Origin of the sequence: Brenneria uluponensis (genome assembly GCF_032395385.1) — a bacterium.
Classification (GTDB): domain Bacteria; phylum Pseudomonadota; class Gammaproteobacteria; order Enterobacterales; family Enterobacteriaceae; genus Prodigiosinella; species Prodigiosinella aquatilis.
The window spans coordinates 1,837,341-1,857,336 of the sequence record NZ_CP135917.1 but is presented as its reverse complement, the minus strand read 5'-3'; the positions used below and the strand labels follow the sequence as shown (position 1 = coordinate 1,857,336).

The window sequence follows — 19,996 nt, the reverse complement described above, 5'->3', positions numbered from 1 at the left end:
GCATCAGACGATATCTTTTAACTAACCGTGATACCCGATAGTAGACGATATTTGTCTTTTTCATGTTTATGACAATTATCAATTAACAACTTAGCTACGTTTTCTCCCGGCATAAAGTGACAAGAGGACATGTTATATTGCATCACACCATAATAATTTTGCACACCGAGACAAGATAGTACGGTTTTTACTGCGATACTCATTGACTCCATGTAAGTAGGCCCACACGACATAATGTGATTTAATCAGCGACATCTTCCTCTCGCTTGCAGTATGTTGATATTGTCAGGCCACAAAAATACACGCTTCACTAACTTCATGAGATGTAGAATGAATTTAAAACAATTGCACTATTTCAAAAGACTGGCGGAAAGACAACATTATACGGAAGCGGCATCAAGTCTGTATATTACACAACCTTCATTGAGCCACGCTATTTCCGAGCTGGAAAAAGAGCTGGGTGTAACTCTGTTTGAAAAATGCGGCCGAAATGTTCGTATAACACAATGCGGGAAAACCTTTCTGCCCTATGTAGACAATGCGCTTCTTGAACTGGAAAAAGGCCGCATTGCATTGCAGAAAATGTGTGGCGCCAACGATGGCGTCATCAATCTGGCCTTTATTTACACTATGGGCGAAACAGTGGTGCCACAGCTAATAGATCGTTTTATTCACATTCCAGATAATAAAAATAAGCGTTTTTCCTTTTTTCAAGGAACAACCCTGTCTATTGTAAAGGAACTCAAGGAAGACAAATTCGATATGGCGCTTTGTTCCCATATTGAGGATGAAACGGATGTGGAATTTACTCCGTTAATCAGCCAGGAACTGGTGTTGGTTACCGCCCGCGATCACCCGCTGGCACAGCGCCATGACAGCGAAATCGAGCTGGAGGAAGCTATCTCCTATCCGTTTATTTTCTTTTCGCAGAAAAGCGGCTTGCGCCAATTCATCGATAAAATATTCATGCAGAAAAAACTGATCCCTGAAATTGCCTGCTATGTAGAAGAGGACATGGCAATGGTGGGCTTGGTTGGCATTAATTATGGTATCGCCATCATGCCGCGCATCAGCACACTGGCTCACTCCAATGTGCATGTTATGCGCATTCGGGATCCTGGACAGACCCGTTATGTCTATCTGGCGACGCACAAGGACAGAATACTATCGCCGGCGGCGGAATCCTTTAAGCAGTTCATATTAAGTTCCTGTCAGTCGATACAGTAGGAATGCAAATATCCCGCTGTGTTGTTCCCTGTCAGCCAGGCGTTAAATCTCTATCTGATTCATGTTGATGCGCGCTTCCATGTCACGATAACCAATAAACAGTGCTGTCAGGAAACCAACAGCGGCGAGGCCGACATCGAACCACATGATACTGGCGATACTGATTTGCGACAGCCAGGCGGTAATCAAGGGGACAGTGAAAGTAGCCAAGCTGCCCGCACTGTAATAAATAGCAGTAGCCTTCCCTTTTGCATGGGGAAAACGGAGCGCCATGATCGTTAACCCCAATTGCAAGACGCCTCCCGCAGCAGAAAAACCAATCACAAAGGCAAACACGAACACTGTCGCAACGGTCGGGTGTAGACACACAAACAACAGTGTGATGAATGAGACAAACGTACAGAGCATCAACACCATACTGGAATTGGTGACTTTCTTCGCCAGACTAGCGGTAATAAAAACACCCGACAGGGAACCTACGGTATAAAGACTCAGCAATTTGATCGACATCTCATAGGGCATACCCGCCACAAACTGTCCATACTGTGCCAACCACTGGCTGACCAGATAGAAGGTGGCCATGGAAATGTATCCATAAACAATGAAACTAACGAGATCCAGTTTAGAACAGGTGCAACCGTTAGTGCGCTTTTGCGCTGACGTGTTCGGTTTTTTATCTACTTTAGGTGTAGGCCGAAAAGGGGGAAAAGGGTGCCGGAACAGACATACCGCGTTTAGCAACATGATGCCAGCAGCAGTCAGGAACGACCAGCCGAACCAGAGATTAGCCCAAACCAATACGCTAATCACCATCGGTAACAGAAATTGTCCGCAGGAAACGAATGCTTTGATGAGGATATTAGCTGTGCCAGGACTGTTGGGAAACGCTTCCATCAATGTCGGATAGGTGCCGGAATCAAGAAAACTGTTTGCCATGCCTGCCATAAGGCCAAAGCAGTATGCGACGGCGATACTCTTCGTACCAAGGATACCCAGAAAGAACACCAGATAGAAAATGATTCCCAGGTAGACAAAAGGCTTACGACCGAATCGGTCTGAAAGCGAACCGGCGAACAACAGCAAACTTAGCCGACCTATCCCTAATGACGAAATGACGATCGACACGCCAGCTGCATCAGTTTGCCACTGTTGCTCCAGGTGCTGCATATTCAGGCTCATCAATATGACACCCATCCCATGCACCAGGTAGTTAAGATATAACCCGAACGCAGTCGGTATATAGCGATTTTTCATACAGGCCTTTGGTTCAGAAAAGGATGTTTTTGATGCAATGACCGGTATTATCTTCCCTGCCCGGATGCTAAAAATGCGTAGTCCATTGAATGAGCGATAATCTTGTTTCTCTCCTGGGTTCTCAGTGCAGAGCCTGAAAATTTATAAATGATTCCCGTCTTTCAAAAAACCTTACAGCCCAAAATCCTGCTTATCGAAAGTATGACAATACGATTTTTTAGTGTTATTCCAACGAATAAAGTAAGCGGTAAAAAACAGGTGTGACTATTCATCTTCCCCGCACCTCACGGTAAAATATCTGACAGAGTGAAGACAAAAAACAGGGTTTTAAATGGCCACAAGTAGACTCCAGAATAAAATATTTCGATACCTTTTACATTACCAACTATTTAGCACAATAAATAATTAATTTTTATTAAAAACCCATAGATTATTTCTATAGAGAAACCGATGATACATAATATTGTGAGCCAAGTGACATAAATAAAATAAAAAAACCATTTTCATTCACATAAATCAGGACATAAATGCAACATGTATACTCTATTTTTGAAATACCCTAAAAATAGAGTGTACATTACCAGAAACAGAATTTACCCAACGTCCTGTTTTCCCTTGTCGAATATTATGAGTCAATGAGAACGCTATAGATGTTATTCTGAATGAGTAGCCCTCTCAATGGGAAAAAGACGAGAGACATCGTTGGCAGCGTCATTCAGCAATGCACGGTATATAGACTTAATCGCCTCGACAACCTGTTCTTTTTCTTCGTTGGCATTAATCACATAATGGGCCGCATCATGATAAAGCGGATCACGTATTCTGATCACATCGGAAATCTCATCGGTAATGGATAGCCCCGTCAGCGAAGGACGCTGGTTTACCGCCGGATTGGATTCGAGACGCCTGATCACCATCTCGACCGATGTTGAAAGGTAAAACACAATACCTTTATTTTTTATATAATTACGGTTCATCTCTGAAATCACCATTCCCCCACCAGTAGCGACGATATAACCGGAAATGGCAACTTCCTTTAATATTTGGCTTTCGATCATACGGAAGGCATCCCAGCCCTGTTCATCGACAATCTGTGCAATCGTTTTATGGGTTTTTCTCTGTACCATTTCATCCGTGTCAACAAAGCTAAGCTTCAAACATCTTGCAAGCATCTTTCCTACTGTCGTTTTTCCTGACGCGCGGGGTCCCACAAGTATGATCGTATTTATCATTTATCTATCCCTTCAACACAATCGTTCCAGATCGCGGGAATAAAGCTCATTGGCGACGGATTGATACACCTTCCATTCTAAAAAGTCACCATCCGTATAAACCGAAAGAAACGCATCAAAATCGATAAAGGATCGCATGGTGTTATTACCAATTCGATTGTTTATTTTTTTAATGATAGCGTTAATCCTCTCTTTTCTTTCCTTATTAAGGTGAGATAGTTTTTCAATAACCGAGGGAGGAATTTCCTTTTCCCCTCTTTCCCACATTAACCATTGCTCGGTGTTCCCATCTCCAGCAATATGGAGCGCAGCTTCCTCTACACTCAACAGAAAAAGCTGGCGCATTGCCTGTAGCTCCAGATGATTCATAGTGTATTACTCCTAAATTTTCAGGATTGATCTGTAATTAAATATCACTTTCACACAGCCATGGAGTATGATCAATATCACATTTTTATTGAATAAAAAAAAGAACAGACAAAATATCTTCACTGAAAAATAAATATCTTCCGGCTTTATAAATGTAGTCATTATGTTTGTTTTATATTATTTCAAAGTTACAAGCCGATAATCATATAAAATTAGTAGTAGAAATCGAGTGCATTTGTTATTTGATTAGGCATTTTACGCCCTAATTGGTAAGGCACATTAATTTATACTGAGGAGACAGACAGAATAAAAGTGTTAATATTGAAGAGAATGATGTTGTAGCAGAAACGCCTCGGAAACAATCACAATGTCCAGTCCGATGCTTTTGCGCCACCGCCCTCCATACTTATTAACGTATACGGCTAAAATATCTGTTTAGCCAAGAGAGATTTTTATGCAGAGGAAGTCAGGGAATCTCCCCCCTTTCGACACTACAATCGATGCCCATCTGGCCATCCGTTTAAAACGGAACGGCATTTGTGGGTAATCGCTCTTATTTGACCACTCAATCGCATTAACCTAACCAGTGTGTTAAGTACCACTGGATCTTTTGCTGTTGGCGGTGTGCTGAGAACCCCCAAGATGAGATTTATCGGCAGTGGCATGGATTCGAAACTGAGTCGGAGTAGTGGGATTACTCGTAGCGAGTAAATGCTGATTGAGGTTATGTGCATAAGGTTATAGGGCTGGGTACGCCCATAACGCAACTACGCAGTAAACACGCAAGCAGGTTGTCCAGCGCCTGAAGCGATCTCAAGAACGATTTTTTCTACATTCCTCTTATCTCACCCAATCTTGGTATTGTGCGCGTTTTATTCTTTTAGCCTTTCGTAGCTCTTTTGGACTGACGAGGATCGAAAGGGGTCAGGAGCCTTGTTGCCACCATGCGCCCGAGCGATCAAATTCATGAATTACTTGGTTGCTACTTCCTCGCCAGACCAAACTAGGGTCCCAATTTCGGCAACGAATTTTCCATCAATCAAGACATCAACTACGGCAAGTTGATTCACTGTCAATTCACCCAGGCTGTGGCCGGTCCAACACCAGATATCTTTTCCGAGACATTCATTTCTTACTCGGGTCACCAGCGTAAGTATCTCGGCAATATTAGCCGGGTGAAGCAGGTCTCCACCTGAGAGGTTAAGCCTTCTTCTTCGCACATTGGTATCGTTGAGATCAGAAATGATTCGATCGCTCATTTCCTGGGTAAAAAGATGCCCCGAGTCCAACCACCATGTTGATTGGTTGTAACAACCTTTACACTGATGTTCGCAGCCCGAAACAAACGATGAGCAACGCGTTCCAAGTCCATTGACCACGTCGATGGGATAGTATTGGTGGTAGTGCATATATTTCCTCAAATTTCATTATGATAGCCCTGAGTTTATCGTCGGATCATGAACGACCTTCTGCTATGAATTTACAACCACATGAAAAATATAGTTATTTTTTCTCACTAGTTGATGCAACTGTGTCTGTAACAGGTTAGGCAGATTTCATCATTATCGCAATCAAATATTGCATATGCCATATTCAAAGTGTATATATAGCATATGCTAACAAGGAGCCCCCATGGCTAGACCCAAGATCCCACGCAACATCTGTGGCCGCCCATCGGATAGTTGCTTCAAGCCTAATGCTCGGCCCATGAGCCAACTGGAGCAGGTGCGCTTGAAAGATGATGAGTTTGAAGCATTGCGTTTGGTCGATTTACTCGGCATGCAGCAGCAGGAAGCGGCGGTAGAAATGGGGGTTTCCCGGCAGACACTCGCCAATGTCCTGAAAGCAGCTCGTTTCAAGGTTGTAGACTGTTTGACCCAGGGCAAGGCGCTCATGATGCACCTTGAGGACGAAGGAGATACAAAAAATGATCACTGCAATTCCAATGAATGATGATCGGGTCGCAAGCCATTTCACCAAAGCTAATTGCCTGGTGTTTCTGGATGAGCGAGGAGTTGAAATAAATCGCGTTGATAACCCTGCACTGGCCGCCAATTGTGCAGGAAAACAGAAAATGGTCGACCTGTTGGCGGAACAACGGGTTAACCAAGTCGTCGTTCGCAATATTGGCGAACAGATGTTGGGTAAGTTGTTAGCCCGGCAGTTTGCGGTTTACCAGACCAATTGTGGGCGTCGTTTGGCTAGTGAGCTGGGTGATCCGGTCACCAGTGGCCTAATACAACTCAATCAAGCGAGCCAAGGACGCCAATCCTTGAATCACGAGACAAAGAAGAAGTCAGGCGGTTGCGGCTGCAATCATGAAGGAAGTGAGCCTGCGGGACATTGTTGCCAGTCGAATGAGCAACATCACCAGGCAAAATCACACTGCCGTCAGGGGCAGAATCAAGGCCGAGGTCATGGACGCTGCTGTCATTCCTGAGCTAATACCGCTGAACCCGAGTAACGAACCACATTAAAACACGAGTATTGGCTGTATTGTCTCACCGATGTGTTGGCAACAAACAAGTGTATTTGACTGTATATTGAGTAGATATACAGTCAGGTTTTTATAACGTGGATAATGGTTCGGCTCTTAATATTAGCTTTTTCCATGATTCCCCTGCTGTTTCTGGGATGAATGTTTTATATGTAATTCCTGAGCATCCATATGCTTCAGTGTATTTGCATGGGCGTGATGGCGAATTTTTTTGGTGATAAACCAATTGCAGTAGCGATGACTAATGCAGTGGTTTTAAATCACCTACCTAATAGTGGTGACTAAAAAATGAATCCAAACGAAACATTAACCGAGTCAGGTTCGGATGTGTCCAGAATTACCTTTTTCCCAATATCGTTTTTTTCTGTGATTATGGGATTATCTGGTTTCACATTGGCATGGAAAGGCGCGGACAGCTTATTTTTCCATAATTCTGTAATATGGCTTATTTTGGCTTATGTCACATCCGTTGGCATGGTGGTAATATCTATCATTTATACTATTAAGGCATGGCATTATCCGGAGGCTGTTCTTGAGGAAATTCGCCACCCGGTTCGCATAAATTTTTTCCCTGCATTTTCTATTAGCCTGTTGTTGCTTTCGGTCGTTTGGCAACAGGAAACCATAGTTGCAACCTATTTGTGGATGATGGGGGTTGCCTTGCAAATCGCTCTCACCTTGTATGTGATGAGCAGTTGGATCCACCACACTCACTACACACTATCACATGCGAATCCAAGCTGGTTTATCCCTGTGGTGGGCAACATTATTATTCCTATTACCGGTAGTCAGCTGGGCTATACCGAGTTGAGCTGGTTTTGCTTTAGCATCGGGATCATTTTTTGGATCGTATTATTGACGATCATCATGTATCGACTGTTCTTTCATGAGCCATTGCCCGCTCGAATGACGCCTATGTTATTTATTCTATTGGCACCACCATCAGTCGGATTTATCTCCTATATAAGTCTAGTTGGTGAGCTCGATGTTTTTGCACGGGTTATTTATTACATTGCACTTTTCCTTGGCCTATTACTGGCGATGAACATATCCAGATTCATTAAAGTGCCTTTTTTTATCTCTTCATGGGCATATTCTTTTCCGCTAGCAGCATTAACTATTGCCTCCATGAGGATGGCTCATCTGACATCACATCTGTTTTTTCAAGCCATATCGGCCGTGCTGTTATGTCTGTTGACTATTTTATTGACTTGGTTGGTGGTTCGAACAGTAAAAGCGGTGTTTGCTGCTGAATTGTGCCAACCGGAATAAGAGCTCGTTAATTGAAATACAGTAAGGAATTACATATGACGAAGATTGTAATTGTCGGTGGGGTCGCCGGTGGAGCTTCAGCCGCTGCACGGGCGCGACGAGTTGCGGAAGATGCGGAAATCATAGTTCTTGAGCGTGGGGAATTTGTATCCTTTGCCAACTGTGGTTTGCCATACCATATCAGTGGTGAAATAGTGTCGCGGGATGCCTTGTTACTGCAAACGCCTGATAGTTTCAAAAACAGATTCAATGTCGATGTCCGTGTGTTTAATGAAGTTATAAACATTGATGCCCAAAATAAAACGATAACCGCTCGGCATATGTTGACGGGGGAAACCTATCAGGAATCTTATGATAAGTTGTTATTAAGCCCTGGCGCATCACCTATCAAACCGCCAATACCTGGCATTAATAGTCATCATATATACAGTCTGCGCAATATACCGGATATGGATAAAATCCTTGTCGCACTAGCCGCAGAAAAACCTAAACATGCCACTGTTGTCGGGGGTGGTTTTATTGGGTTGGAGATGGTTGAAGCACTGCACCATCGAGGGATCAAAGTAACCTTATTGGAGCTCTCTGATCAGGTAATGGCTCCTGTTGATCGTGAAATGGCCAATATGTTACACCGCCATATATGTGAAAAAGGCATCGATTTGCGCCTTAAGACGGGTTTGTCCGCCATTTCTACTGCTGATTTTTATCCGGCCGAGCCTGAAGCGACCGCAGTGTATGACAAAACCGTCACACATAGCCATAACCTGGATCTGATTCTGAGTTCCGGCGATATGTTGCAGACCGGAATGGTGATCTTGGCCATTGGGGTAAAACCGGAAACAACGTTGGCTGCTCAAGCTGGCTTGGAATTAGGTGTTCTGGGCGGCATCAAGGTTAACAGCGCTATGCAAACGTCTGAACCAGATATTTATGCGGTTGGCGATGTTGTGGAAACGGAGAACTTCGTTACCGGCGACGCGGCGCTGGTGCCGTTGGCTGGTCCTGCCAATCGGCAAGGACGTATTGCGGCCGATAATATGCTCGGTCGTCACGCGCATTATCACCGGACACAAGGCACCGCGATCTGCAAAGTGTTTGACATGGCAATTGGCAGTACAGGCTTGAATGAAAAAACACTCAAGCGACTGAATATGGCCTATGAAAAGATTTATGTACATACCGCTAGCCATGCCAGTTACTACCCCGGAGCTCACCCGGTAACCTTGAAATTACTGTTTGATCCAATGGATGGTCAGATCCTGGGTGCACAGGCAGCTGGTTTGGATGGTATCGACAAACGAATTGATGTTTTAGCTGTTGCGCAACGCGCTCGGATGACCGTTCAGCAGTTGGCCGATCTGGAACTGACGTATGCGCCACCTTTTGGCTCGGCGCGAGATGTGGTGAATCAGGCGGGCATGGTCGCCAGTAATGTGATGAATGGTGATGAGGCTATTTGTCACACAGAAGAACTATTGCTGGGAACTGCTGATCACGTTGTGCTGGATGTTCGCAATCCGCCAGAGCTGGAAGCGTCAGGCTCCTTTCCTAATGCGTTGAACATTCCACTCGATGAGTTGCGGGATCGCTTATATACGCTACCCGTCGATAAAGAAATTTTGGTGGCTTGCCAAGTCGGTTTGCGCGGACATGTTGCTTATCGCATGTTGGTACAAAATGGTTTTCAGGCTCGCAATCTGACCGGGGGTTATAAGACTTACCAGATGGTTACCGATACATTTTGATAAGCACCAACAACTAGTCGAGGTATTTTATGGCTAAGAACTACACAGAGATTAATCAGGAACAACATCAATTCGGATCGGCTTACCACAAGGCCAGTCCAAATACCATGAATGCATTTCTAGCTTTGCATAAGGCGGCAATGTACGAGGGTGAACTCAGCATTAAACAAAAGGAGCTGATGGCAACGGCAATTGCGGTTGCTGTCCGTTGTGATGGGTGCATCGCGGCCCATGTGGCAGCGGCGCTTAAGGCGGGAGCGAGCAAGCAGGAACTGGTTGAGACCATCGATGTTGCCATCCTGATGGGTGGAGGTCCTGCGGTGATTTATGGCACTCAGGCGCTGGCAGCAGTAGAAGAGCTGGCCAGTTAATCGATGACCCGATGCGGCAGGTAATTTTCCACCTGCCGCTAAGTAGGGATCAATGAATAGTTACCATGAGGTTAGACAGAGTCATGCCCACTGCATGGTTTGTGGCTCGCGTGAAAACAATCCTGATTCGTTAGAGCTCGTTTTCTCGCAACATCTGGATGGATCCGTCAGTGCGCCCTTTATGGTGAGTTCACAACATCAAGGCTATACGGGACTTTTGCATGGCGGCATGACCAGCACCTTACTCGATGCGGCCATGACCCACTGCTTATTCATGCAGGGAATAACGGCGCTGACGGCCGAGTTGACGGTTCGATTCATGGCACCAATCCGTGTGAGTCAGGCCCTCACAGTCTGCGCTAGGCTACTCGGCCAGCGCCGAGGCATCTATCAGCTCGAAGCTTGGCTAGTGTCTGGACCGCATATTGCCGGACAGAACATTGCCACAGATCAACGCCTAGCACGCGCTTCTGCCAAGTTTATCGCGCCAACCGCAGGGAGTATGGCTCATGGCTACTGAAGTCCAGATCACTGTGCTTTGCGATAATCATGCTCAAAATGAGTTGCAGACCGAACATGGCTTTGCAGTTTGGATGCATTCGGCCGAGCTGGACTTGCTGTTTGATACCGGTTCGGGTGAAACACTGATCCACAACGCCGATAAGCTTGATATCCGATTAAATGATTGCCAATGGGTGGTGCTCAGTCATGGACACTATGATCATTCCGGTGGCTTAAGCGCACTCTGGCGGTTGGGTGTTCAATGTCCGGTGTTGGCCCACCCAAGTGTCATTTTGCCGCGCTATAGTCGTCATTCCCACAAGCCGGTGCGCAGTATTGGTATGCCGACCCCGGTTGTGACTCAGTTATGGGATCTTCCACCCCAGATGCGCCTTTGGTGTCTCACCGCGCAAATGCTGACGCCCTATTGGGGCACCAGTGGTGAGATCCCGCGCCAGGATACCTTTGAGGATGTCGGTGGGCCCTTCTTTCTTGATGCCGAGGGATTCGCACTAGATAATATCGAGGATGATCTGGCTTTGTGGCTAAATACGCCGCGCGGTTTGGTCATCGTGTTGGGATGTTGCCACTCAGGGCTCATCAATACCATCGCCCATATCCGTCGACAGACCGGAGTTAACAAAGTGGCTGGGGTCGTTGGTGGCTTGCATCTGTTGCATGCCGATGAGCCGCGTTTGGCACATACCCTGGATTTTTTGCGGCGATGCCAGCTCGATTTCCTGCGGCCGGGACACTGTACCGGCGATGCCGTGATCGAGCGCCTGCAACGGCAATTACCCGATGTGGATGTGAAATTGCTCCATGTTGGCGCCCGTTACAATATTAAGGTTCTGCCAGTCACGACCCAAGAGGCGTTGTCATTATGATTGCCTATCTGCAAGGGATCTCCCAGCAGCGTTCATCCTGGAAGTTGTTGCTGGTCTCCGCTCTATTTCTAGAACTAAGCGCCATGGTGTTTCAACATGGGCTGGGATTATCACCTTGTGTGATGTGCATTTATGAGCGAATTACCACCATGGGACTGATAGCCGTCGGGCTGAGGCCGCGCGTCAGGCGCTGCTGCAAAACGGCTACTAACAGGTTATCGACCTAGGCTCTCTTGCTGCTGCGGAAGCCATCGTGTTGGGTCGTGCAAATTAATGAATCCTGTCGGCCGCGCCGCGTGAACTCACGAATCAGCATGAATTAAAATACTTAATTATCAATTAGATACAATATAACTATTGATCTGGGCGCGATCCTGTTTACCTGTTGTATGTTTATGCAATGTAGCATACGCTATATTGTAAATTCGCAATCACTAATGTATGGAGAGCAATGATGAGTAAACAAGTAATTGATATTGGTATTTCTGAGTCAGCCCGGTTGGATATTGCCGAAGGATTGTCTCGGCTCTTGGCAGACAGTTATACCTTGTATATTAAAACGCACTACTACCATTGGAATGTTACCGGGCCAATGTTTAATAGCTTGCACTTAATGTTTGAAAATCAATACAACGAATTAGCTCTGGCGGTAGATCAAATCGCGGAACGAATTCGTTCATTGGGTTGTTTTGCTCCAGGGACATACCATGAATTTTCACGCTTGACGGTGATGCCGGAAGATCATGATGTTCCTGCGGCCACGGTCATGATTGCAAATCTTGTCATGGGCCAGGAAGCTGTTGTTAAAACAGCTCGTTCCTTATTTCCTATAGTCGATGCCGCCAATGATGAGGCGACTGCTGATTTGTTGACACAGCGGATCCAATTACACGAGAAAACGGCCTGGATGCTACGTAGCTTGCTTGAGTGATTGTTCACTGGTGTTCACATTTACGAGGAAAGCAGAATGAGCTGTGATACCGGAATAAAAGCCAGAAAACCCTTAAAGAAAGAATTAACTATTTCTCATCAATATGAACAATCGGAGAAGAAGCCTATGAGTTCAAGCATGGTTCGACAAGAAATGCCTTCATTTACCCTGGAGGCATATGATGCAAAATCAGGGCATTTTATTTCAGTATCAAGCGATGCCTATAAAGGCAAATGGGCGGTGATCTGTTTTTATCCGGCAGATTTTACGTTTGTTTGTCCGACAGAAATTGCGGCTATGAATGCTAAATACGATGAATTTCAAAAGCTCGGAGTTGAGATTTTGGCAATCTCTGTCGACTCGAAGTTTTCGCATAAACGATTTGTCGAAACAGAACCCCTGCTGGCTGGATTGCAATTAACCATTGGCGCCGATACCACCAAGGCGGTGAGCGAAATGTTCGGTGTCTTAGTGGAGGAAGAAGGAGTAGCTCTACGAGGTCGATTCCTGTTTAATCCGGATGGCATCTGTGTGGCACAAGAAGTACAAGCAGATTCAGTCGGTCGAAATGTGAATGAATTTTTACGACAGGTTGAGGCTTGGCAATATGCAACCAAGACAGGGGAAGTTTGCCCTGCTGGTTGGCGGCCAGGGAAAAAGACTCTGCCGGTAAATACTGATGCCGAGCAAATGACAGGCCGAGTAGGTGATTACATCACTATCGAAGAGATACTGAGTTGATTATTGATGTTAAAATAAAACTCCAGCTTTTACTTTGAGTTCAATATTGCTGAGCCACCATCTATAGATAGTGGCTCTGTAACCAGTAGGAAGCGAGATAGCAAGTTATCAATAAATAATCAGTTGGCTGGCAAGCATGTTGTTCGAGTACTTATAATTGAGTTCGAAGCCATTGTCCGTATTCAAAAATGACGGCATTACTCGGGTTGAATTTTGGGAACCTATCTTTAATTAACAACCACTCCTCACCTTGGCAGGATGGATTACTTTGGCATGGTGGGTCGCAATTCGATCAGTATTGACAAATACTATAAGTCAACAGGAGAGCTGCCACATGCTGAATGGCATGGCAAGAGCCTTGGCATTGCAGCTAGAACAACCACAAATGAGTCAGTTGATGTTCGAGGAGCGTTTAGGACTGTTGCTGGATGTAGAAATCAGCTCACGTGATACAAGGTGGATTGACCGATTACTACAAGCGGCTCGATTACGCCAAGGAGGCGCTTACCTTGAGGAGATCCCCTTCCGCCGATATGAGTATTGGATTGCAAATGTTAGTAACGTGTCGGAGGAACGCCAAACATCTGGCGAAAAGCGAAGGTAAAAGACGCAATGCCGGAGTAACCAAGATCCAGGGCCACCTGGGTAACACTGCGATTATTTTTCAGTATGATGACGGATTCCAATAACCTCATTTTCTTTTTCCACTCGCTGAATGAAATACCCGTTTCTTTTTTAAAACGACGCGAAAAAGTGCGTATCGACATACTGGTTTTCTCTGCCCACTCTTCAATGCTATGAGCCATACCCGGATTTGCCTGTATCTCTCTACAGACATGCATAAATGTAGGGGAACGTGGCCAGGATAACGAAAACCCGGCATCCGGCAGTTGTAAAAGAAGATTAACCAATACCGTTACCAGCATGCCATCGTGCTGATCTTCATCATAAAGAACGGGAGTGTTTTCCGTGGCGTAATGAATGAATTCCCTAACAAAATGACTGATTATCACTACGTTACAGTAACTGTTGTTAATATTGATGAAATCAGGTTCAAGATATAAACACTCGAGTAGCACATCACTCATAGCCCATATACGGTGCGGCGTATTGGCGGGAATCCATATGCCATGGAATACCGGCACAATAAGCGTTTTGCCATCAATCTCCACCCGCATACTGCCTTCACGCGCATAGAGAAACTCAATAAACGCATGTTGATGTCGCACGATATATATCTTTTTTTTCAGCGGGTAGGTTCGAAAATAGACCGGACGCGGCAAGTCACTCACTTCTTCAGGGACAGAAACCGGTAAATACAGCTCATATGGCTTCTTTGCCAGCCCGGTGTAATGATACGGCATAAAGTTGTCCTCTAATCGATAGATAACGGCGTTATATAATAACATAAGACATCATATTTTGAGTGATAATCATGCTGAGTTCAGCATCTTGTCGCAATGAGTAAACGGGATATCTGCCCTTAAATTCACATAGTGTTTTTAATAATGGTTATTGGGATGGCATCGTTTTTTTGAACTATCCGATCCCAATTTACCAACCCATTAATTACATCTGGGGAGATCAGACGTTTCTATGTCATCGCTGACTTTATGATGGCAGAAACAGATGAAGCGTCTATGCATGCAAAATAGCAATACCGATAACAATGCCGCAAAGCGTTAAAAACAGAATCCGGATGGCAATAGACAACCTGGACAAACGTCAATTCCAGCCAGGTATTTTAATCCGCTAGTGCAACAGGAGAATTGTCGTGAACATTAATTTTTTCGTCACCTGCATCGGTGATGCGCTCAAATCACGTATGGCACGCGATTCCGTGCTACTGCTGGAACAGCTTGGCTGTACAGTCAACTTTCCGGAAAAACAGGGATGCTGCGGACAACCCTCCATCAACAGCGGCTACATCCAGGATTCTATTCCCGGGATGAAAAATCTCATTGCCGCGCTGGAAGAAAACAACGATCCGATTATTTCGCCAGCGGGTTCCTGTACCTACGCCATCAAGAGCTATTCTACCTATCTGACGGCGGAACCCGAGTGGATGCGCCGCGCCGAAGCTGTCGCCAACCGTATGCACGATCTCACGTCATTTATTGTCAATCATCTGGGGGTAACCGATGTGGGCGCCCGGTTACCCGGCAAAGCGGTCTATCACCCCTCCTGTAGCCTGTTCCGTAAAATGGGCGTTCGCGAAGAGCCGCTCACACTGCTTAGCCATATCAGAGGCCTGGAACTGTTACCGTTTCAAGGCCAGGAAACCTGTTGCGGATTCGGTGGCACTTTTTCGGTCAAAATGGCGGAGATCTCCGGCGAAATGGTCAAAGAGAAGGTCAGCCATATGATGGCCGTTCAACCGGATTATCTGATTAGCGCCGACGTGAGTTGCCTGATCAACATTGGTGGGCGCATACAGCGCGAAGGTCATCCCGTCAAAGTGATGCACATCTCCGAAGCACTGATGAGTCGATAAGGAATTGATATGTATCTGAAAACCAGCGACGTAAAATTCAAGGATCGCATCCGTATCCAGATTGAAGACCCTATCATGCGCAAGGCCGTCGCCAACGCGCAGGAGCGTATCGGCACCAATCGACAGAAAATGGTGGATGAATTGGGTCATTGGGAAGCGTGGCGTGACTATGCCGGGCAAATCCGCGACCATGTGCTCAGTAATCTGGATGCCTATCTCTACCAATTATCGGAACAGGTCATCGCCAACGGGGGCCATGTCTGCTTCGCAAAAACCAAAGAAGAGGCCACCCAGTACATCCTACAGGTTGTTCAATCTAAAAATGCCAGCAAGGTGGTGAAATCCAAATCAATGGTTACCGAAGAGATCGGTATCAACCACGTATTGCAGGAAGCCGGCATCAACGTCATTGAAACCGACCTTGGCGAGTATATTTTACAGTTGGACCAGGATCCGCCTTCACATGTGGTAGTGCCCGCCATCCATAAGGATCGTTATCAGATTCGCCAGGTGTTGCATGAAAAACTCGGCTATGACGGCCCGGAAACGCCAGAGGCAATGACCCTGTTTATCCGCCAGAAAATTCGCCAGGATTTTCTCAGCGCCGAGGTTGGTATCACCGGTTGTAACTTTGCCGTGGCGGAAACCGGCTCGGTTTGCCTGGTCAGCAATGAGGGTAACGCCAGATTGTGCACCACCTTGCCCAAAACCCATATCGCGGTGATGGGCATGGAGCGTATCGCACCAACGTTTGAAGAAGTGGACGTACTGATCACTTTGCTGGCACGCAGCGCGGTAGGGGCGCGTTTAACCGGCTATAACACCTGGCTGACCGGTCCACGCCAGGCGAACCATGTTGATGGTCCGGAAGCGTTTCACTTGGTGATTGTCGACAACGGTCGCTCACAGGTACTCGGTTCATCGTTTCGCGATATTTTGCGCTGTATTCGCTGCGGGGCCTGTATGAATACTTGTCCGGCCTACCGCCATATCGGCGGTCATGGTTACGGATCGATCTATCCCGGACCAATTGGCGCTGTGCTTTCTCCACTGTTAGGTGGCTATCAGGATTTCAAAGATCTGCCTTACGCCTGCTCATTGTGTACCGCCTGCGACTCGGTATGTCCGGTGCGGATTCCGCTCTCAAAACTGATCCTCAAACACCGGCGCATCATGGCGGAAAGTGGCATGACATCCAGGGCCGAGCAGAGAGCGACCAAAATGTTCACTTACGTCAATAGTCATCCAGCGCTGTGGAAAGTCGGTATGGTTGCTGGCGCACGTGCGGCAAGCTGGTTCATTAAAGGCGGTAAAGCGCCGATCGACATCGGTGCCATCGGAGAGTGGACCGAAGCACGGGATCTACCGGAAGCCGACGGTGAAAGCTTTCGCAGCTGGTTCAAAAAACATCAGGCGCAGGGGAATAAATAATGGAAAACCGTGATGCATTTCTGGCCGGGATCGCTCAACAACTTGGGCGCGACGTTCGTCATACACCAGAACCGCTCCCAACGCTGATGAACAATTATGCCCGCACACGGCTAACGGAACTGAGCATCCAACAGCGATATGAGGCGTTTATCGACATTGCCTCCAATGTCATGCTGACGCACTGTGAACTGACGTCTGAAGCGGATGCAGCGCAGGCGGCATTACAACTGTGTGACCGATATGGACATGCTCCGGTGATCGTAAGTGGTGATTCCCGGCTGGTCGCTCTGGGCATTACCCCATGGCTACAGCGTGAATGTCAGGCGGCAGTCTGGTCATCAATCGACAGTAATGCGCCTATCCGCCAGGCCGAACAAGCCAAAATTGGTGTGGTCTACGCCGAGTACGGCCTGACTGAGTCGGGTGGTGTAGTACTGTTCTCGACAGCGGAGCAAGGCTGTGCGATCAGTTTACTACCCGAGTCCTCGATCTTTGTGCTGCGCAAGAGCACTATCCTGCCACGCGTCGCCCAATTGGCACAGCGCCTGCATCAGATGGCGCAGCAAGGTGAGCGTATGCCTTCTTGCATCAATCTCATCAGTGGGCCCAGCTCCACGGCAGATATTGAGCTGATCAAAGTGGTCGGGGTGCATGGTCCGGTCAATGCCGCTTATTTGATCATAGAAGATTGCTGATACGGGCGACGGCACACCGCGCAAATGAAGGCGCTTTGCTCGTGTGGCCAGTGACTTCGGGTGATCGCCAAAACAGTGATCACCCTGAGTCAATACGTAACACTTCCATACAGTCTGTCGGTTGTGAAGATATAATGTGTGGTCTATATTCATATCTATACAAGGTAATGGCGTACTACCTTCCCCAACCGCTATAGAATATAGCTGATGACGCCTGGCTTACGTTTCCTTAATCAAGGAGGAGTATCGTATGTCAGGCTGTTTTCCTCGACATCTGTTTCTCTTCTGCACTATTTCAGGGGAGATTATGTGTTACATGACTGATTATAAAAATTCTGATACCGACATAATTGGCTGCGCCTGGCCAAGAGCCTGTGACATTTCATATTCCTCCGCTCATGGAGGTAAAACTTATTGGTCCCGATACTACCTGTCTGTCAGCGTCAATGAGCCGGGAAAAAACCGTCTTCCGGGATTCACTCAATAACGTCAGCAACAAGAGAGACTGCCATGAACATCTATAAACACGCATTGGTTTTAATCCATGATGAGATAGACGGCGCCATTTTATTAAGGCACGCGGCAAAGATTTCAGATAATGGCAATATGAAAATCACACTTGGACATATTAGTTTCAATTACCTTGCCATGAATTATATTTCTGACTCTCGTACGGAGGGTGTGCAATCAAGAGAAGTAATAGAAGCCAAGTCAATGTTTAGTAAAGTCGTTACGGCTGTTCCTGAAAATGTCGATACGGTCGTACTCGTCACATTACGCAGATTCGATGATGTTGAAAAACTTATCCATGAAAAAAATATAGATCTTGTCATCGCGGGTCATACTAATCGATTTTTGGGAATTATCAGTTCCCGTTCCCTTGAATTTATCAATCACCTTGATGTTGATGTGCTTATAAAACATATTAATACTTAATTAGGAGTCATTATGAGCTTCAAAATTGAAAAAATCCTGGCCAGAGAGATTCTGGATTCCCGAGGCAACCCGACCGTTGAAGTAGAGATATATACTCCCTGTGGCGCTTTTGCCAGAGCATCCGTACCATCAGGCGCGAGCACTGGCGAGAGAGAAGCCATAGAGAGACGCGATGGAGACAAAAACCGGTTTGGCGGGAAAGGCGTCAAGAATGCGGTAAACAGCATCACCCATGAAATAAGCGACATGCTTATTGGCCAGGACATACGGGATCAAAAAGCAATTGATAATAAAATGATTGCGCTTGATGGCACAGAAAATAAAAGCAAACTGGGTGCCAATGCCATTCTGGGTGTTTCGCTGGCCGTGGCTCGTTTAACGGCGTCAGTCTATAACATGCCACTTTACCGTTATATCGGGGGAATGAGCGCCAATTTATTACCTGTACCCTGTATGAATATTATCAATGGCGGCGTTCACGCCCGGGGTCAGGGCGCAGATTTCCAGGAGTATATGATTGCGCCAGTAGGCGCGCCTACTTTCCGTGAAGCCATGCGCTGGGGTAGCGAAGTTTATCAAACCTTAAGACAAATTCTCATCAGTAAGGGGTTGAGTGCCGGTGTTGGCGATGAAGGCGGATTTGCGCCTATCGTTTCATCCAATCGACAGCCGCTGGAACTGATTGTCCAGGCAATCGAGCAAGCCGGATATCGTCCTGGGGATGATATCGGAATATGTATGGACCCGGCATCAAGCGAATTCTGTAAAGAGGGTAAATATCATCTCCGCACCGAAAATGTCGCCTTAACATCCCAGGAAATGACAGATTATTATCAGGGGCTGATTAAAAACTTCCCCATCATTCTGCTTGAAGATGGCCTTGCAGAAGATGATTGGGACGGGTGGAAATACCTTAATGACACGATTGGACACCAGGTGGAATTGGTCGGCGATGACCTGTTTGTTACCAACGTAAAATACATACAGCGTGGGATAGATGAACAGTTAGCCAATGCAGCGTTGATAAAACTGAACCAGATTGGCTCATTGAGTGAAACCATCGATGCGGTTCACCTGTGCCATCAACATGGTTGGGGGACATTTATATCGCACCGTAGTGGCGAAACCGTGGATTCCTTTATTGCTGATATGACGGTCGGTTTGATGGCTGGCCATCTTAAAACCGGGGCACCATGTCGTGGTGAACGTATAGAAAAATACAATCAGTTAATGCGAATTGAAGATGAACTTGGCAGTGCGGCAGTCTATGCAGGTAAATCAGCCTTCGTGACGTACTAACCCACTGTTTATCGGCAGAAGGCGCAAACAATAGTAGCCGCCACTGAACATCGTCCGCTATGGACATGTTATATGGACGCTTAATTACTCGCCAACCTTCTGCCGATAATGGAT

The 19,996-nt window shown here is 46.4% G+C and carries 21 protein-coding genes, 1 pseudogene and 1 riboswitch; of the genes and pseudogenes, 17 read left to right on the top strand and 5 right to left on the bottom strand.

The features are described from left to right. The first annotated feature begins 330 nt into the window (after positions 1-330). The gene (locus RS889_RS08480; protein ID WP_315710241.1) at positions 331-1,227 is read left to right on the top strand and encodes a LysR family transcriptional regulator; all 897 of its coding nucleotides are present in this window, start codon (positions 331-333) and stop codon (positions 1,225-1,227) included. Positions 1,228-1,269: 42 nt separating this feature from the next. Here the strand turns inward: RS889_RS08480 and RS889_RS08475 are convergent, their stop codons facing one another. From RS889_RS08475 to nrdG, 4 genes and pseudogenes are all read right to left on the bottom strand, one after another. After that, positions 1,270-2,481, bottom strand: a complete 1,212-nt coding sequence (locus tag RS889_RS08475; protein ID WP_315710240.1) for an MFS transporter — start codon at positions 2,479-2,481, stop codon at positions 1,270-1,272. A 653-nt stretch (positions 2,482-3,134) separates the two neighbouring features. Then, positions 3,135-3,713: a shikimate kinase AroL gene (gene aroL, locus RS889_RS08470; RefSeq protein ID WP_037381862.1), complete on the bottom strand. Its 579-nt coding sequence runs from the start codon at positions 3,711-3,713 to the stop codon at positions 3,135-3,137. A 12-nt stretch (positions 3,714-3,725) separates the two neighbouring features. Further along, positions 3,726-4,082 (bottom strand): Aca2/YdiL-like domain-containing protein, encoded by a 357-nt coding sequence (locus tag RS889_RS08465; protein WP_021016527.1) that lies wholly within the window; start codon positions 4,080-4,082, stop codon positions 3,726-3,728. 924 nt (positions 4,083-5,006) lie between these two features. Continuing rightward, positions 5,007-5,491 (bottom strand): annotated as a pseudogene (nrdG, locus tag RS889_RS08460) (anaerobic ribonucleoside-triphosphate reductase-activating protein). Positions 5,492-5,714: 223 nt separating this feature from the next. Between nrdG and RS889_RS08455 the strand changes: the two are divergent. The 11 genes from RS889_RS08455 to RS889_RS23780 all read left to right on the top strand — a co-directional run bounded on the left by RS889_RS08455 (position 5,715) and on the right by RS889_RS23780 (position 13,631). Continuing rightward, a complete protein-coding gene (locus RS889_RS08455; protein WP_315710239.1) occupies positions 5,715-6,035 on the top strand; it encodes a DUF134 domain-containing protein in 321 nt (106 codons plus the stop codon). Then, positions 6,010-6,522, top strand: a complete 513-nt coding sequence (locus tag RS889_RS08450; protein ID WP_315710238.1) for a NifB/NifX family molybdenum-iron cluster-binding protein — start codon at positions 6,010-6,012, stop codon at positions 6,520-6,522. Before RS889_RS08455 ends, RS889_RS08450 begins: the two co-directional genes overlap by 26 nt. A 345-nt stretch (positions 6,523-6,867) precedes the next feature. Further along, positions 6,868-7,851 (top strand): SLAC1 anion channel family protein, encoded by a 984-nt coding sequence (locus tag RS889_RS08445; protein WP_315710236.1) that lies wholly within the window; start codon positions 6,868-6,870, stop codon positions 7,849-7,851. A 35-nt stretch (positions 7,852-7,886) separates the two neighbouring features. Next, positions 7,887-9,596 carry an FAD-dependent oxidoreductase gene (locus tag RS889_RS08440; protein WP_315710235.1) on the top strand — a complete coding sequence of 570 codons (1,710 nt, stop codon included), beginning with the start codon at positions 7,887-7,889 and terminating at the stop codon, positions 9,594-9,596. 29 nt (positions 9,597-9,625) lie between these two features. Continuing rightward, entirely contained in the window at positions 9,626-9,967 is a 342-nt protein-coding gene (locus RS889_RS08435) for a carboxymuconolactone decarboxylase family protein (RefSeq protein WP_315710234.1), read from the top strand. 94 nt (positions 9,968-10,061) lie between these two features. Beyond that, entirely contained in the window at positions 10,062-10,487 is a 426-nt protein-coding gene (locus RS889_RS08430) for a PaaI family thioesterase (RefSeq protein ID WP_315710233.1), read from the top strand. Then, complete coding sequence (locus tag RS889_RS08425) at positions 10,477-11,355, top strand: MBL fold metallo-hydrolase (protein WP_315710232.1); 879 nt, start codon at positions 10,477-10,479, stop codon at positions 11,353-11,355. The genes RS889_RS08430 and RS889_RS08425 overlap by 11 nt, the downstream gene beginning before the upstream one ends. Beyond that, on the top strand, positions 11,352-11,582 hold the full coding sequence (locus RS889_RS08420; RefSeq protein WP_315710231.1) for a disulfide bond formation protein B: 231 nt from the start codon (positions 11,352-11,354) through the stop codon (positions 11,580-11,582). Before RS889_RS08425 ends, RS889_RS08420 begins: the two co-directional genes overlap by 4 nt. Positions 11,583-11,806: 224 nt before the next feature. Then, positions 11,807-12,286, top strand: coding sequence for a Dps family protein (locus RS889_RS08415; RefSeq protein ID WP_290179704.1), 480 nt, complete (start codon positions 11,807-11,809; stop codon positions 12,284-12,286). Positions 12,287-12,322: 36 nt separating this feature from the next. Next, positions 12,323-13,027: a peroxiredoxin gene (locus RS889_RS08410; protein ID WP_315710230.1), complete on the top strand. Its 705-nt coding sequence runs from the start codon at positions 12,323-12,325 to the stop codon at positions 13,025-13,027. A gap of 334 nt (positions 13,028-13,361) precedes the next feature. Further along, the gene (locus RS889_RS23780; RefSeq protein ID WP_425475120.1) at positions 13,362-13,631 is read left to right on the top strand and encodes an ATP-binding protein; all 270 of its coding nucleotides are present in this window, start codon (positions 13,362-13,364) and stop codon (positions 13,629-13,631) included. Here RS889_RS23780 and RS889_RS08405 read toward each other — a convergent pair. Then, complete coding sequence (locus RS889_RS08405; RefSeq protein ID WP_315710229.1) at positions 13,582-14,391, bottom strand: helix-turn-helix domain-containing protein; 810 nt, start codon at positions 14,389-14,391, stop codon at positions 13,582-13,584. The genes RS889_RS23780 and RS889_RS08405 overlap by 50 nt on opposite strands. A 410-nt stretch (positions 14,392-14,801) precedes the next feature. On the opposite strand from RS889_RS08405, the gene RS889_RS08400 reads away from it, so the two are divergent. The 5 genes from RS889_RS08400 (at position 14,802) to eno (ending at position 19,882) form a co-directional block, all read left to right on the top strand. Beyond that, on the top strand, positions 14,802-15,521 hold the full coding sequence (locus RS889_RS08400) for a (Fe-S)-binding protein (protein WP_315710228.1): 720 nt from the start codon (positions 14,802-14,804) through the stop codon (positions 15,519-15,521). A 9-nt stretch (positions 15,522-15,530) separates the two neighbouring features. Beyond that, positions 15,531-16,952 carry a LutB/LldF family L-lactate oxidation iron-sulfur protein gene (locus tag RS889_RS08395; RefSeq protein ID WP_021016530.1) on the top strand — a complete coding sequence of 474 codons (1,422 nt, stop codon included), beginning with the start codon at positions 15,531-15,533 and terminating at the stop codon, positions 16,950-16,952. Then, on the top strand, positions 16,952-17,647 hold the full coding sequence (locus RS889_RS08390; protein WP_315710226.1) for a LutC/YkgG family protein: 696 nt from the start codon (positions 16,952-16,954) through the stop codon (positions 17,645-17,647). The genes RS889_RS08395 and RS889_RS08390 overlap by 1 nt, the downstream gene beginning before the upstream one ends. Before the next feature lie 154 nt (positions 17,648-17,801). Next, a riboswitch (Fluoride riboswitch) is annotated at positions 17,802-17,871 on the top strand. 286 nt (positions 17,872-18,157) lie between these two features. Beyond that, positions 18,158-18,583, top strand: a complete 426-nt coding sequence (locus tag RS889_RS08385) for an adenine nucleotide alpha hydrolase family protein (protein ID WP_315710225.1) — start codon at positions 18,158-18,160, stop codon at positions 18,581-18,583. A gap of 12 nt (positions 18,584-18,595) precedes the next feature. After that, positions 18,596-19,882, top strand: a complete 1,287-nt coding sequence (eno, locus tag RS889_RS08380) for a phosphopyruvate hydratase (protein WP_315710224.1) — start codon at positions 18,596-18,598, stop codon at positions 19,880-19,882. The last annotated feature ends 114 nt before the right edge of the window (positions 19,883-19,996 follow it).

What these genes read in the sequence shown, in the direction of transcription:
- RS889_RS08480 (WP_315710241.1), top strand. Translation starts at nt 331, where the DNA reads ATGAATTTAAAACAATTGCACTATTTCAAAAGACTGGCGGAAAGACAA.
- RS889_RS08475 (WP_315710240.1), bottom strand. Translation starts at nt 2,481, where the DNA reads ATGAAAAATCGCTATATACCGACTGCGTTCGGGTTATATCTTAACTAC.
- aroL (WP_037381862.1), bottom strand. Translation starts at nt 3,713, where the DNA reads ATGATAAATACGATCATACTTGTGGGACCCCGCGCGTCAGGAAAAACG.
- RS889_RS08465 (WP_021016527.1), bottom strand. Translation starts at nt 4,082, where the DNA reads ATGAATCATCTGGAGCTACAGGCAATGCGCCAGCTTTTTCTGTTGAGT.
- RS889_RS08455 (WP_315710239.1), top strand. Translation starts at nt 5,715, where the DNA reads ATGGCTAGACCCAAGATCCCACGCAACATCTGTGGCCGCCCATCGGAT.
- RS889_RS08450 (WP_315710238.1), top strand. Translation starts at nt 6,010, where the DNA reads ATGATCACTGCAATTCCAATGAATGATGATCGGGTCGCAAGCCATTTC.
- RS889_RS08445 (WP_315710236.1), top strand. Translation starts at nt 6,868, where the DNA reads ATGAATCCAAACGAAACATTAACCGAGTCAGGTTCGGATGTGTCCAGA.
- RS889_RS08440 (WP_315710235.1), top strand. Translation starts at nt 7,887, where the DNA reads ATGACGAAGATTGTAATTGTCGGTGGGGTCGCCGGTGGAGCTTCAGCC.
- RS889_RS08435 (WP_315710234.1), top strand. Translation starts at nt 9,626, where the DNA reads ATGGCTAAGAACTACACAGAGATTAATCAGGAACAACATCAATTCGGA.
- RS889_RS08430 (WP_315710233.1), top strand. Translation starts at nt 10,062, where the DNA reads ATGGTTTGTGGCTCGCGTGAAAACAATCCTGATTCGTTAGAGCTCGTT.
- RS889_RS08425 (WP_315710232.1), top strand. Translation starts at nt 10,477, where the DNA reads ATGGCTACTGAAGTCCAGATCACTGTGCTTTGCGATAATCATGCTCAA.
- RS889_RS08420 (WP_315710231.1), top strand. Translation starts at nt 11,352, where the DNA reads ATGATTGCCTATCTGCAAGGGATCTCCCAGCAGCGTTCATCCTGGAAG.
- RS889_RS08415 (WP_290179704.1), top strand. Translation starts at nt 11,807, where the DNA reads ATGATGAGTAAACAAGTAATTGATATTGGTATTTCTGAGTCAGCCCGG.
- RS889_RS08410 (WP_315710230.1), top strand. Translation starts at nt 12,323, where the DNA reads ATGAGCTGTGATACCGGAATAAAAGCCAGAAAACCCTTAAAGAAAGAA.
- RS889_RS23780 (WP_425475120.1), top strand. Translation starts at nt 13,362, where the DNA reads ATGCTGAATGGCATGGCAAGAGCCTTGGCATTGCAGCTAGAACAACCA.
- RS889_RS08405 (WP_315710229.1), bottom strand. Translation starts at nt 14,391, where the DNA reads ATGCCGTATCATTACACCGGGCTGGCAAAGAAGCCATATGAGCTGTAT.
- RS889_RS08395 (WP_021016530.1), top strand. Translation starts at nt 15,531, where the DNA reads ATGTATCTGAAAACCAGCGACGTAAAATTCAAGGATCGCATCCGTATC.
- RS889_RS08390 (WP_315710226.1), top strand. Translation starts at nt 16,952, where the DNA reads ATGGAAAACCGTGATGCATTTCTGGCCGGGATCGCTCAACAACTTGGG.
- RS889_RS08385 (WP_315710225.1), top strand. Translation starts at nt 18,158, where the DNA reads ATGAACATCTATAAACACGCATTGGTTTTAATCCATGATGAGATAGAC.
- eno (WP_315710224.1), top strand. Translation starts at nt 18,596, where the DNA reads ATGAGCTTCAAAATTGAAAAAATCCTGGCCAGAGAGATTCTGGATTCC.